The organism is Pseudoduganella sp. RAF19, assembly GCF_052114165.1.
GTDB lineage: Bacteria > Pseudomonadota > Gammaproteobacteria > Burkholderiales > Burkholderiaceae_D > Rugamonas.
The window spans coordinates 85,003-98,741 of sequence record NZ_JBFREF010000003.1; the positions used below are offsets into that span (position 1 = coordinate 85,003).

General features: G+C 61.4%; 8 protein-coding genes. 5 read left to right on the forward strand and 3 right to left on the reverse strand.

Features of this window, described 5'->3' with window-relative positions; genetic code table 11:
* Positions 1–79: 79 nt before the first annotated feature.
* From AB4Z19_RS08260 to AB4Z19_RS08270, 3 genes are all read left to right on the forward strand, one after another.
* Positions 80–1,405, forward strand: a complete 1,326-nt coding sequence (locus tag AB4Z19_RS08260; RefSeq protein WP_442034967.1) for an MFS transporter — start codon at positions 80–82, stop codon at positions 1,403–1,405.
* A gap of 145 nt (positions 1,406–1,550) precedes the next feature.
* The gene (locus AB4Z19_RS08265; RefSeq protein ID WP_442034968.1) at positions 1,551–3,182 is read left to right on the forward strand and encodes an alpha-D-glucose phosphate-specific phosphoglucomutase; all 1,632 of its coding nucleotides are present in this window, start codon (positions 1,551–1,553) and stop codon (positions 3,180–3,182) included.
* Between the two features lie 23 nt (positions 3,183–3,205).
* A complete protein-coding gene (locus tag AB4Z19_RS08270) occupies positions 3,206–4,855 on the forward strand; it encodes an alpha-amylase family glycosyl hydrolase (protein ID WP_442034969.1) in 1,650 nt (549 codons plus the stop codon).
* A gap of 132 nt (positions 4,856–4,987) precedes the next feature.
* On the opposite strand, the gene AB4Z19_RS08275 is transcribed toward AB4Z19_RS08270, so the two are convergent.
* From AB4Z19_RS08275 to AB4Z19_RS08285, 3 genes are all read right to left on the reverse strand, one after another.
* Entirely contained in the window at positions 4,988–7,690 is a 2,703-nt protein-coding gene (locus AB4Z19_RS08275; protein ID WP_442034970.1) for an alpha-1,6-glucosidase domain-containing protein, read from the reverse strand.
* A gap of 83 nt (positions 7,691–7,773) precedes the next feature.
* Positions 7,774–8,217: a GNAT family N-acetyltransferase gene (locus AB4Z19_RS08280; RefSeq protein WP_442022782.1), complete on the reverse strand. Its 444-nt coding sequence runs from the start codon at positions 8,215–8,217 to the stop codon at positions 7,774–7,776.
* A gap of 155 nt (positions 8,218–8,372) precedes the next feature.
* A complete protein-coding gene (locus AB4Z19_RS08285; protein ID WP_442034971.1) occupies positions 8,373–9,998 on the reverse strand; it encodes a POT-type proton-dependent oligopeptide transporter in 1,626 nt (541 codons plus the stop codon).
* A gap of 130 nt (positions 9,999–10,128) precedes the next feature.
* Here AB4Z19_RS08285 and AB4Z19_RS08290 point away from each other — a divergent pair, with 130 nt between their 5' ends.
* A complete protein-coding gene (locus tag AB4Z19_RS08290; protein ID WP_442022784.1) occupies positions 10,129–11,736 on the forward strand; it encodes an alpha-glucosidase in 1,608 nt (535 codons plus the stop codon).
* A gap of 90 nt (positions 11,737–11,826) precedes the next feature.
* Positions 11,827–13,701 (forward strand): glucokinase, encoded by a 1,875-nt coding sequence (locus tag AB4Z19_RS08295; RefSeq protein ID WP_442034973.1) that lies wholly within the window; start codon positions 11,827–11,829, stop codon positions 13,699–13,701.
* The last annotated feature ends 38 nt before the right edge of the window (positions 13,702–13,739 follow it).

The following is a 13,739-nucleotide window of genomic DNA, read 5'->3' on the forward strand; positions in this document are numbered from 1 at the left end:
GGGCTAATTCTCAATTGACAGCCCGAAATCGCCATGTTATTTTGCTACAAATTTACTCAAAACAATCGGGGACAGGCTGATGCAAGTCGCAATCAAGAAACCCAGGCTGACATTCTGGCAGCTCTGGAACATGAGCTTCGGCTTTTTCGGTATTCAGTTCGGCTTCGCACTGCAGAACACCAACACCAGCCGCATCTTCGCGACCCTCGGCGCTTCCCCCGATGACCTGCCGCTGTTCTGGCTCGCCGCGCCGGTCACCGGCTTGCTGGTGCAGCCCATCATCGGCTACCTGAGCGACAACACCTGGCACCCGAAGTGGGGCCGCCGCCGTCCCTTCTTCTTTATTGGTGCATTGCTCGCGACGCTGGCGCTGATCCTGATGCCGAATTCCGCCGGCATCTGGATGGCCGTGGCCGTGCTGTGGATGATGGACGCATCCATCAACGTGTCGATGGAACCGTTCCGCGCCTTCGTCGGTGACAAGCTCGATGAGTCGCAGCAGACGGCCGGCTACGCGATGCAGACCTTCTTCATCGGCTGCGGCGCGGTGATCGCATCGCTGCTGCCCACCATCTTCACCGACTTTCTCCACGTGAGCAACGAAGCCGTCAACGGCGGCATTCCTGACTCGGTGCGTTACTCCTTCTACGCCGGTGGTGCTGCCTTCTTCCTGGCCGTGCTTTGGACCGTGCTGACCGCCGACGAACTGCCGCCGGAAGATATCGAGCAATTCCGCATGGAGCGCGCAGTGAAGCGCGGCTTCGCGCACTCGCTGAAGGAAGTCTTCGGCGGCTTTGTGCACATGCCTGCGACCATGGTGCAGCTGGCCTTTGTGCAGTTCTTCACCTGGATCGCGCTGTTCGCGATGTGGATCTACACCACGCCTGCGGTAGCGGACAATGTATTCGGCACTACTGATGCGCAGTCCAGCGCTTTCCAGTCCGCGGGTAACTGGGTCGGCATCATGTTCGCGGTGTACAGTGGCTTCTCCGCACTGGCGGCCTTCATTCTGCCGGTGTTTGCGCGCGCCACCAGCCGCAAATTCGTTCATATGAGCTGCCTGGTGATTGGCGGTGTAAGCCTGATCAGCATGTTCATGATTCACGATAAGAATATGCTGATGGTGCCGATGGTCGGCGTGGGCATTGCCTGGGCCAGCATCCTGACCATGCCATATGCGATTCTGGCCGGCGCGCTGCCTGCCAAGCGCATGGGTTACTTCATGGGCGTATTCAATTATTTCATCGTGATTCCGCAAATCCTGAGCGGTTTGGTATTGGGCTTCGTGACCAGGCATTTCCTGGGCGGCCACACCGTCAACACGCTGGCGCTGGGCGGCGCCTGCATGGTGCTGGCAGGCGTGCTGACGATGTTTGTGAAGGATTCGGCCAAGCCCGCGGCTTGATGCGTCTGCTGGGCGGCGGGTCAATGACCCGCCCTACGAGGCATCGCGGCGGCCCTGTAGGGCGGATCATCGATCCGCCGTGCGTGCGCCCTACCTCCGCCATTCGCGGCAAACTGTGGTTCGAAGAAACCAGTAGGAGCGAACGATGGCCATCCAGACAGTAGCAACGACTCCGATCCCCGGGCAGCGTCCGGGGACTTCCGGGCTGCGGAAGAAAGTAACGGTTTTCCAGCAGCCGTCCTATCTCGAAAATTTCATTCAGAGCGTGTTCGACACGCTCGGCGACACCAGCGGCAAAACCCTGGTGCTGGGTGGCGACGGCCGCTTTCATAATCGCGACGCCATCCAGATCATCCTGAAGATGGCGGCAGCCAATGGCTTCGCGCGCGTGCTGCTGGGGCAAGGCGGCATCCTGTCCACCCCGGCGACCAGCTGCGTCATTCGTAAACACGGCGCGTTCGGCGGCATCATCCTCTCCGCCAGCCACAACCCCGGCGGTCCGGACGGCGACTTCGGCGTGAAGTACAACAGCAGCAACGGCGGACCTGCGCCGGAACAGCTGACCGAGGCAATCTACGAACGCAGCCAGTCGATCTCGCGCTACCGCATCAGCGACGCGCTCGATATCTACATCGACTCGCTGGGCACCGAGCACATTGAAGACATGGCGGTGGAAATCATCGATCCCGTTGCCGACTATGCTGAACTGATGTCCCGCCTGTTCGACTTCGAGGCGATCCGCAAGCTGTTCGCGGGCGGCTTCACCATGCGCTTCGATGGCATGCACGCCGTCTCCGGCCCGTACGCAAAGACGATTCTCGAAGATATGCTGGGCGCACCTCACGGTACGGTGATCAATGCCGTGCCGCTGGAGGACTTCGGTGGACACCATCCCGATCCGAATCCGGTCAACGCATCCGAACTGGTAGCGCTGATGGCGGCGGACCATGCGCCCGATTTCGGCGCCGCATCCGATGGCGACGCGGACCGCAATATGATCCTCGGCCGCGAATTCGACGTGACGCCATCCGACAGTCTGGCTGTTCTTGCCGAGCATGCGCGCGTGGCGCCAGGCTATGCCGCTGGCCTGAAGGGCATCGCCCGTTCCATGCCGACATCGCGGGCTGCCGATCGTGTGGCCGAAGCGCTGGGCATTCAATGCTATGAAACGCCAACTGGCTGGAAGTATTTCGGCACGCTGCTGGACGCGGGCCGCGCAACGCTCTGCGGCGAAGAGAGTTACGGTACTGGCTCCGACCATATCCGCGAAAAGGACGGCGTGTGGGCGGTGCTGTTCTGGCTTAATCTGCAGGCGGCAACCGGTAAGTCGGTGGAAGAAATCGTGACGGCGCACTGGGCGCGTTTCGGCCGCCACTACTACTCGCGCCACGACTACGAAGGTATCGATGCCGACGCCGCCAAGCTGCTGATGCAGGACCTGCGCATCAAGCTGCCCAACCTGCCGGGCAACACGATGAACCACTACACCATCGCTGCGGCGGACGATTTCGAATACACCGATCCGGTCGACGGTTCGCATGCGAGCCAGCAGGGCGTGCGCATCATGATGACGGATGGTTCACGCATCGTGTACCGCCTGTCGGGCACCGGCACGGAAGGCGCGACCTTGCGCGTCTACCTGGAGCGCTACGAAGCGGACGTCTCGCAACAACATATTCCGACGCAGCAGGCACTGGCAAGCCTGATTGCGCTGGCTGACAGCATGGCGAGCATCGTCATGCACACCGGGCGGACCAATCCGTCCGTCATCACATAATCAACGATAAAAGGAAAGGTCGCATGAAACTCACATCTCTTGCATTGTCCGTTCTGCTGGCTACCAGCGCGCACGCCGCGGCGCCTGCGAAACCGAAGCCATTCATGTGGGAGAATGCGACCGTTTATTTCCTTGTTACCGACCGCTTTGCGAACGGCGACAAATCCAATGACCTTTCATATCACCGCAAGGCCGATGCGGCGCCACTGCGCGGTTTCATGGGCGGCGATCTGAAAGGCCTGACGGCAAAAATCAAGTCCGGCTATTTCGATGACCTGGGCGTGGACGTGATCTGGACCACGCCTCCGGTGGAGCAAATCCACGCCGGCACGGATGAAGGCACCGGCAAGTCTTATGGCTTCCACGGTTACTGGGCGCGCGACTGGACGGCGGTAGACGCCAACCTCGGCACGGAGCAGGATTTCCGCGATTTCGTTGAGGCGGCCCATGCACGCGGCATTCGCGTTCTGCTGGACGTGGTGATGAATCATACTGGCCCCGTCACCGATGAAGATCCGGTCTGGCCTGCCGACTGGGTGCGCACCGAGCCGCAGTGCCAGTACAAGGATGTGCCGACCACGGTCAGCTGCACCCTGGTGAAGAATTTGCCGGACGTGCGCACTGACAGCAATGAGTCCGTTGTGCTGCCTGAAATCCTGATCGCGAAGTGGAAGGCGGAGGGGCGTTACGAACGTGAGTTGAAAGAACTGGATGATTTCTTCGCGCGCACCGGCTATCCGTGTGCGCCGCGCTACTACCTCATGAAGTGGCATGCGGATTGGGTGCGTAAATACGGCATTGACGGCTTCCGCGGCGATACGGTCAAGCACACCGAGCCCGGTGTGTGGAAGGAGCTGCGCAAAGTCGCCGAAGCTGCCCACGATGAGTGGAAGCGCGCCAATCCCAAGAAGGTGCTTGGCGATGGCAAGTTCTTCATGACGGCAGAGGTCTACAACTACAACATCGCCCATGGCCAGCAGTTCGACATGGGCGGTGGTGCGACGGTCAATTTCTATCAGAATGGGTTCGATAGCCTGATCAACTTCGGCCTGCCATGGGATGCGAAGCAATCCTATGAGTCGGTGTTCAGCAAATACTCGGCACAGCTGCATGGCCCGCTGAAGGGCTACTCGGTGCTGAACTACATGGACTCTCACGACGACGGCAATCCTTTTGATGCCGCGCGCGTGAAGCCGTTTGAAACGGCTACCAAACTGCTGCTGGCGCCGGGTGCTGCGCAGATTTACTACGGCGACGAAACCGCACGCCGCCTCGATGCTGCGGATGCCGTTGGCGACGCGAAGCTGCGCTCGTTCATGAACTGGGATGATCTGGCGCAGAACGTTCAGCGTGACGGCTATCGCGTGGCGGATGTGCGCGCGCACTGGAGCAAGCTGGGTCTGTTCCGTCAGGCGCATCCATCCATCGGAGCCGGCGTGCACGAGAAACTGGCGGATGCGCCGTACACCTTCAAGCGCACGCTTGGCGCGGACAAGGTCGTCGTCGCGCTCGATGTACCGACAGGCGCCGCCGCTGACATCACCGTCCGCGGCGTCTTCGCCGACGGCGCAAAGGTGCGTGATTACTACTCCGGCACCCGCTATGTGGTCAAAGGCGGCACCGTCCACACCAGCGGCCAGGCCAGCACAATCCTGCTGGCTGCCGACCGCTAACGCAATCCGGCGCGCCCCCGCCGCCGTGGCCAGCCGCCACGGCGGCGGGGCGCCCTGGTGCGAGAACGCTACCGTCCGGCGGCATGGCGCCGCTGGCGGCGCCGCGGCCGCGGAAGAGGCGTGGCTTGTGGCTTATTCGACGAACACGACGGCGGTGCGGGCGGGGATGGTGAAGCGCCCGGTGGCTGCGGCGTAGGCGGCTTCGCGGGCGCGCTTGTCGGCGCCGTTGGCCTGGACGGGATGCAGGCGATACGCCTTGCCCGCTTCGCCATTCACCGTGCGCGCCACCTTGTCGACATTGATCAGATAGGTAAGCGAGCGGAAGCCCGCGCCGTCGTAGCCTGCGCCATCAATGGTCGCTGCAACAACGGTCGGCACCTGCGAAGGACCAACATTGAAAAAGCGCAGGCGCTGCTTCACATCATCCGTAGTGCGCAGGCGGAGCAGCGTGCTGCTGGCGCGGATGCGCAGCAGATCGCGGAACACGTCGCGAGAAAAGGCGATATCGGCAGGCGATGGCTTCAGGGCCGGATTGCCCAGCAGCGGCTTGATCAGCGCGTAGTCCTTGCCATTGTCCGCAGCCGGCGGCAGGCCCACGCCGAAGTTATTATCGCGATAGGTCCAGTCCAGCCGATTGAACCAGTCGCCCGATTCAAAGCTGTTCCGGTCCAGGGACTTCGAACGCAGAATATCAAAGCCCGCGTGGTAATAAGCCACGCCCTGGCTGAACGCATTGATCGCCGCAGCCAGCATCTGCACGCGCGCACGATCCTCGGTGCTGGTGGCCAGCGGCAGCTTGAACACGTTGATATCGTAGAGCGTCTGATTATCGTGATTCTCTACATAGTTGACCGCCTCGCCCGGCTGGCTCGCATAGCCCGCCGGCTGATTGCCGCCATAGGCAATGTCCTTCAGCGCATGCGTCTCGCCGGTATAAGTCTGCATCGGATAATCGCGCAACGTGCCAGCCAGGCCCACGCGAATCATGTCGGCCGCCTGCAGCAAATCTGCGATAGGGCGCAAGCCTGCGCCAGCATTCGGATCGTAAGACAGGCCATTGATATAGCCTTGTTGCGAAATCATCTGCTGTCCCGAATCTCCCGCACCGCCACCGCGCACAGCATCGCGTCCACGATCGCTGAACGTGCCTATGCCGCTGCCGTTCAGTGACAGTTGCGACGCCTGCACAAAGCGCGCGCCGTCCGCGACTTCGCCGAAATTCCAACCCTCGCCAATCAAAGGAATGTGTCGGCCGGCCGCCTTGTCGACGCGCGCCTGCAAGGCCTCCATTGCGGCACGCGGCTGGTGCCCCATCAGATCGAAGCGGAAGGAATCGATGTGATAAAACTTCGTCCACAACTCGGCCGAATCAATCATCAGCTTCGCCATCATGCGATTCTCGGTGGCGGTATTGAAGCAGCAGGTGGAGTGTTCGATCTCGCCCTTCAGATCAAGGCGGTGATAGTAGCCTGGCACGATGCGGTCCAGCACGGAGCGCTCATCCTGGCCGCCGCGATAGGTATGGTTGTACACCACGTCCATGCCCACGCGCAGGCCTGCCTTGTGCAACGCCATCACCATCTCGCGGAACTCGATAATACGGCGCGCACCGTCTTCCGGATCGGTGCTGTAGCTGCCTTCCGGCGCGCTGTAGTGATAGGGGTCATAACCCCAGTTGTAGCAGTCGGTCAGGTGCGTGGCCGTAACCGCAGCCTGCTGCTGATCACTATCCGGCGCACCCGATGGACGCGGCACGGCGCAGCCTTTCTCCGGCACGCTGCCGATATCGTAGACCGGCAGTAGATGCACATCCGTCATGCCAGCGCGGGCGAGGGCAGTCAGATGCTTCATGCCGTTCGATCCGGTTTCGTGGAAGGCGGTGTACTTGCCGCGATTCTGAAGACTCACACTGCGATCGTTGATCGAGAAGTCGCGCACGTGCAGCTCGTAGATCGACATGTCCGGCAGCGCTTTCACCGTTGGCGGCGAAGTGTCCTGCTTCCAGCCGCCGGGCGCGAGGCGCGGATCGGCCAGATCGGCGATGTAGCTGCGCTGCGAATCAGTGTTCAGGCTGACGGAATATGGATCGGTAACGAGATTGCGCACCAATCCCGCGCGGCCTGCGACCACGTCTACCACGTACTTGTAGTATTGGCCGCCGCGCGCGGTAGCAGACCAGGTGCCGGTGCGCGCATCCATCTTCATCGGGGTGATCGCCCTGGCCTTGCTGCTGCCGTTATCGTAAGTGCAGACGGCCACCTGCTGCGCGGTCGGCGCCCACAGTTTGAAGCTCGTGCCGCCTTTCGCGGCGGTCGCGCCAAGATCGCTGACACGCTCGGCGTCGGCGTAAAGCTCGTCCAGCGCACCGGCGATTTGCAGCGCAGTCGCGTCGCGCACCGTACCGTCGGTATTTTCCTGCACCAGCACGATCTGCTTTTGCAGGGCGGGTAATTCACTCGTCGAAAGCGCAACGCCAGCGCCAAGATATTTGAACCGGGCTGGAAGCGGCTCTGCGCTGACCGACAGCGCCACTGACCCATCCGCACCGCTGACTTTCCCGCCCACTGTTGCGGCGATGCCCGCCGTCGCCGAATAATACAGCTTGAACTGCCCCTCGGCCGCCACGCCCGGCCACGCAATGCGATGCCCATCCAGCCATACGCCGCGCGCATCAAACGTGTTTGTCTGCCCCAGCGCTTGCTGATATGAACCTTCGCAGCTTGCCAGCGAAGGCGGGGCGGCAGGCGCCGCATGCACGGCTGCAGACGCCGCCAGCGCGATTAAAGTGAACGAAATCCGGGCTGCGCGCCGATGCTCATCACGAGTGCTTGCCATCAAAGTCTCCGTAGTTCCATTACAGCTGCGCCGAAGTATGGGGCGCTTGCTCCTGCAATGGTACCCGATTGGATGTAGCAATACTACGGAATGAAGCGCCGCCGAGCTAAGGGAGAGATTTCCTTCTTCATACAGGTCGGCACGAGTGGATCGTCCGTGAAATGCCGCGAATGGTAGAAGTCGCGCGTGCCTTCTGCTGGCTGGAGAATGATGCGGCGGATGCCTTGTTTCAGGCAGTGCTGCTCGATGCATTGCAGCAGCCAGCTGCCGACGCCATGACTGCGGTGCTTGCCGCTGACGATCAGTTCGGATACGAAGCAGAATTCCGGCGGCGCTTCTTCCAGCCGCGCGATGGCCACGCGGCGTGTGCCAATGCAGGCGACGGCCCATTGGACCTTGCCTCGGGCATTTTTGGGCGGCGGAGGGGCTTCCTGCCAGCCTGCGTCTTCGCGGAACGCTTTCAGTTCTTTGAACGGCAGCTTGCTGAGCAGGGCGAATTGAAGCTCGTGGTGAGGATCATGTTGCATGAGCTTAGGCTAATTGCCCGGGAGTACGAACTCAAGGATTGGTGTGTATCGAATAGTGCAGATTGTATCAAATTGTAAGGATTTGTCGTAAGGGAAACACAGATGTCTTTCAGCCAAAAAAAAGCCCGCCGAAGCGGGCTGTTGATCGCACCTTCTCAGGCTTTTTTTGCCACCGGCTCGCTGCCGTAGCAGGCGTTCGGTGCGGCGTCGACGCGGTAGTTGTCGACCATCCGGTAGCGCATGGCGTACCAGGCGAAGACGGCGGCGGCCAGCGCGGCGACGCCGGCGAAGAAGTACATCTGGAAGGCCATCACCGAGAAACCCGTACTAGAAATGTAGGCCGATACGGTGTCGTTCTTCACGCTGGAATTCAGGATCAGCACCCACAGATTGCCCACCGTGACCGCCAGGTACCACAGCGACATGATGGTGCCCTTCATCGACGCCGGCGCCTGCGAATAGGCGAATTCGAGGCCCGTTGCCGACACCAGCACCTCGCCCATGGTCAGCAGAAGATAAGGAAGGATCTGCCAGGCCATCGACATCGGGGTGCCGCCATCCATGATGACCTGGATGGTGCCGATCACGATCCACGCCAGTGCCGAGAAGAAGATGCCCGCGCCCATGCGGCGCAGCGCGGTCGGCTCGATGCCCAGCGCGCGCAGGATGGGGAAAAGGGCGATGTTATTGAAGGGGATCAGCAGCATCACCAGCAGCGGATTCAGCGCCTGCATCTGCGCCGGCACAAAGCTGAAGCTGTAGCCGAGGATTTCGTAGGTCGGGTGCACCATATCGTTGGCCTGCACGATCCAGGTCGAAGCCTTCTGGTCGAACAGGGACCAGAACGGCGTCACCAGCGCGAACACGATGAAGATGCGCAGCACGGCGCGCACGCCGTTCACCGCTTCGTCGGAATGCTTGCCGCGTGCACGCTCCAGCTGCATCGAGGTGCCCATGCCGCCAAAGGCCAGCAGCAGCACCAGCGCCGTGCAGGCTGCAATCACGAAGCCCCACGAAGGCGTCATGGCCAGCGAGGCGAGGGCGCCCAGCACGCCGATGATGGCCACCGTCAGGCCGGGGCGCGATTGGCCCGGCGCGGCGCTCGCCAGCGCGGTCCTGGCCACGCGCGTGAAGGAATCCGGATTCGGCTCGGCCGGCGGCACGTGCACGTATTTGCCGCGGCCCATCCAGAACACCATGGTCGCGATGAACATCAGGATGCCGGGAATGCCGAAGGCCACAGCGCCGCCGTAATCGCGCAGGAAGATCGGCATCAGCAGCGAGGCGAAGAAGGAGCCGAGGTTGATGGACCAGTAGAAGGCGTCGAACACGACCTTCGCACGCTTCTTGTTGGTCTGGTCGAACTGGTCGCCAACGAAGGACACCACCAGCGGCTTGATGCCACCCGAGCCGAAGGCAATCAGGAACAGGCCAAGATAGAAGCCTTCCAGCTTGTTTTCGAACAGCGCAAGGCAGGCATGGCCCGCGCAATAAATAAGGCTGAACCAGAAGACCGTGTTGTATTTGCCGAAGAAGCGGTCCGACAGCCAGCCGCCCAGCAGCGGGAAGAAATAGACACCAATCACGAAGGTGTGGAAGACGTGCTTTGCTTCGCTGGTACGGTCGGCCAGAGGGATGAACAGCAGCAGGGTGCTGATCAGGAAAGGCGTCAGGATGTTGCGCATCCCGTAAAAGCTGAAGCGTTCGCAAGCCTCGTTCGTGATGATGTAGGGAATTTGCCGCGGTAACGGCCCGTATCCCTGCTGGTCATTTTGTGACATCAAATCTCCCGAATCGTTGTAGTTTGACTACTCGTAAAAACACTAAGTCTTTGAAATTAAAGGATTTTGCTATGTTGCGACCTGGGCTCTAATGCTGTATATTATCTACAGAGACATTTGAGGAAGCGACATGAACAAAGAGTGGTGGAAAGAGGCGATTATCTATCAGGTCTATCCGCGCAGCTACCAGGATAGTAACGGCGACGGTGTGGGCGACCTGCCCGGCATCACCGCCCGCCTGGAGTACATCGCCAAGCTGGGCGTAGACATCGTCTGGATCTCGCCCTTCTTCAAGTCGCCGATGAAGGATTTCGGCTACGACGTTTCCGACTACTGCGATGTCGATCCCCTGTTTGGCACGCTGGCCGATTTCGATGTGATGATCGCCAAGGCGCACAGCCTGGGCCTGAAGATCATGATCGACCAAGTGATGTCGCACACCTCCGAAGACCACCTGTGGTTCAAGGAGAGCCGCTCTTCGCGCGATAACCCGAAGTCCGACTGGTATGTGTGGGCCGACCCTCTGCCGGACGGGAACCCGCCTAACAATTGGCTGTCCGTGTTTGGCGGCTCGTCGTGGCAGTGGGATTCGCGCCGCAAGCAGTATTACATGCACAATTTCCTGGTCAGCCAGCCGGACCTGAACTTCCATAACCATGAAGTACAGCAGGCCCACCTGGATGCGCTGCGTTTCTGGCTGGAGCGCGGCGTTGACGGGGTGCGCATGGACGCCTGCAATTTCCACTTCCACGACCGTTCGCTGAAGAGCAATCCGCCAGCCCTGGTGCGCGACACCTCCACCGTCAGCGATGTGAACCCCTACGGCATGCAGGCCCACATCCACGACAAGACGCAGCCTGAGAACGTGGCTTTCCTGGTCAAGCTGCGCAAGTTGCTGGATGAATACGGCGCGGTCGCCATCGGCGAAGTGGGGGCCGACGATTCCCTGGCTGTGATGGCCGAATACACCGAAGGCGGCGACAAGCTGCACCTGGCCTACAGCTTCAATCTGCTGACCGCCGTGCACACCGCCGCCCATATTCGCAAGCAGGTGGAGGACTTCGGCACGCGCGTGAAGGATGGCTGGGGCTCCTGGTCGGTCGGTAATCACGACGCGGCCCGCGTGGTCACGCGCTGGGAAGGCCAGTCCAATCCTTTCGCATTCGCCAAGCTGGTGCTGGCCATGCAGCTGTCCCTGCGCGGTACGCCTTGTCTTTATCAGGGCGACGAGCTGGCCTTCAGCGAAGCGGATGTGCCATATGAACTGATCCAGGACCCGTACGGCAAGACCTTCTGGCCCGAATTCAAAGGCCGCGACGGCTGCCGCACGCCGATCGCCTGGACACAGGAAGCCAATGGTGGCTTCACCGAAGGCACGCCCTGGCTGCCGGTGGCGAAGGAACACATTGCCGTTGCAGCCTCCGTGCAGGAAGCCGATCCGGAGTCACCGCTGAACTTCGCTCGCCGCATGATCGCCTGGCGCAAGACCATGCCGCAGCTGACGCACGGCGATATCCGCTTCTTCGATGTGCCGGAGCCAGTGCTGGCGCTGGAGCGCAGCGCTGCCGGTGAGCGCAGCGTGATCGCCGTGTTCAACCTCGGCGCGGAGCCGGTCAGCGTCGCACTGCCGCAAGCGGCGGGCGCAGAAAAGCTTGCGCAGCCTGGGCTGCCGGGCGAAGTGGTGGAAGGGCAGGTGAAGCTGCCAGGCTACGGCGCCTGGTTCGGCTACGCGAAGTAACAACAAACAAACCCCGTCACTGCACGGGGTTTGTTTTTTCGGGTATCCTTGCGGCCGTTGTTGAATAAAACTCAAGAAATAAAAAAGACCATGAAACAAGTAGAGGCAGACACCAAAACGACCCGCGGCGCCTTTGCCGACGGACCGCGCCTGCTGGCGGATATTGGCGCCACCCACGCCCGTCTCGCGCTGCAAACGGCGCCCGGCGAATTCAAGTCCGTGCGTGTGCTCCAATGCGACGACTTCACGGGCATCGTGCCTCTGTTGCGCAGTTATCTTGCGGATCATGGCAACATCAATCTGAATCACGGCGCGCTGGCGCTGGCCAATCCGGTGCATGGCGATTACATTCGCATGACCAACCGCGACTGGCAATTCTCCACCGACGAAGTGCGCCGCGAACTGGGCCTGCACACGCTGCTGGTGGTGAACGACTTTACCGCGCTGGCGATGGCCATCCCGGGCTTCAAGGACGAAGACCTGATGAAGGTCGGGGGCGGCGCGCCGGCGCAGCAGTCGGTGATCGGCGTGCTCGGCCCCGGCACGGGTCTGGGCTGCTCCGGCGTGATTCCGACGGTGGACGGCTACGTCACGCTGGGTTCTGAAGGCGGCCACACGAATTTCGCGCCGGCCGATGAACGCGAATACGCCATCCTGCAATATGCATGGCAGACCTGGCCGCACGTATCGAACGAACGCCTGATTTCCGGCCCCGGCATGGAAATCATCTACCGCGCGCTGGCGCGCCGCAATGGCCTGAACGTACGCGACCTGACGTCGCAGCAGATTATTGCCGGCGCCCTGAAAGACAAGGACGCGCTGTGCATCGAAGTGCTGGAATGCTTCTGCGCCATGCTGGGCGGCGCGGCGGCGAACCTGGCGGTGACGCTGGGTTCCTTCGGCGGCATCTTCATCGGCGGCGGCATCGTGCCGCGCATGGGCGAGTGGTTCAAGGCTTCGCCATTCCGCTCCCGCTTTGAAGCCAAGGGGCGTTTCTCGTCCTACCTGGCCGATATCCCGACCTTTGTCATCACCACGCCGAACCCCGCTTTCTACGGCGTGGCGACGATTCTGTCCGAGCACCTGCGCGGCCGCACCGGCGCCAACACCCTGATGGACCGCGTGCAGCAGATGCAGAGCGAGCTGACGCCAGCGGAACAGCGCGTGGCGCAACTGGTGATCGAGCAGCCGCGTCTTGTACTGAACGAGCCGATTGCCGATATCGCGCGTCTGGCCGATGTCAGCCAGCCGACCGTGATCCGTTTCTGCCGCTCGCTGGGCTTCCAGGGGCTGGCGGACTTCAAGCTGAAGTTTGCATCTTCGCTGACCGGCGCCATTCCTGTGCGCCACAGCCAGGTGCGCGTCTCCGACAGCACGCACGACCTGAGCGCCAAGGTGATCGACAATACCGTGTCGGCCATTCTGAAGTTCCGCGATCAGCTGGACGTGCGCTCGCTGGACCGCGCCATTGCGCTGCTGGCGAAGGCGAAGAAGGTCGAGTTCTACGCCATGGGCAATTCGCGCGTGGTGGCGCTGGACGGCCAGCACAAGTTTTTCCGCTTCCGCATTCCGACCGCCGTGTATGGCGATTCTCATTTGTTCACGCTGGCGGGCGAGTTGCTGAGCCAGGGCGATGTTGTGATTGCGATTTCCAATTCCGGCAAACTGCCGGAGCTGCTGGAAGCCGTCGAAGCCGCACGTGCATCGGGCGCCGACGTTATCGCCATCACCACCAGCCAGTCGCCGCTGGCGAAGAAGGCCACGGTCTGCCTGGCGGTTGACCACACCGAGGACAGCTCCACCTTCCTGTCCATGATCTCGCGCATTCTTCAACTGCTGCTGATCGACATCCTGTCCGTCGGCATTTCGCTCGACGAACAGAATTCCGCATTGGTGCTGGAGCGTAAGCAGAACGGCACCGTGCAGGAAAGCCGCAAGCTGCTGATCTCCCACCTGGACAATTAGCACGCAACGGCGGATCAATGATCCGCCCTACACCTGGA

Coding starts and splice junctions, on each gene's coding strand:
- AB4Z19_RS08260 (WP_442034967.1), top strand. CDS start 80: ATGCAAGTCGCAATCAAGAAACCCAGGCTGACATTCTGGCAGCTCTGG.
- AB4Z19_RS08265 (WP_442034968.1), top strand. CDS start 1,551: ATGGCCATCCAGACAGTAGCAACGACTCCGATCCCCGGGCAGCGTCCG.
- AB4Z19_RS08270 (WP_442034969.1), top strand. CDS start 3,206: ATGAAACTCACATCTCTTGCATTGTCCGTTCTGCTGGCTACCAGCGCG.
- AB4Z19_RS08275 (WP_442034970.1), bottom strand. CDS start 7,690: ATGGCAAGCACTCGTGATGAGCATCGGCGCGCAGCCCGGATTTCGTTC.
- AB4Z19_RS08280 (WP_442022782.1), bottom strand. CDS start 8,217: ATGCAACATGATCCTCACCACGAGCTTCAATTCGCCCTGCTCAGCAAG.
- AB4Z19_RS08285 (WP_442034971.1), bottom strand. CDS start 9,998: ATGTCACAAAATGACCAGCAGGGATACGGGCCGTTACCGCGGCAAATT.
- AB4Z19_RS08290 (WP_442022784.1), top strand. CDS start 10,129: ATGAACAAAGAGTGGTGGAAAGAGGCGATTATCTATCAGGTCTATCCG.
- AB4Z19_RS08295 (WP_442034973.1), top strand. CDS start 11,827: ATGAAACAAGTAGAGGCAGACACCAAAACGACCCGCGGCGCCTTTGCC.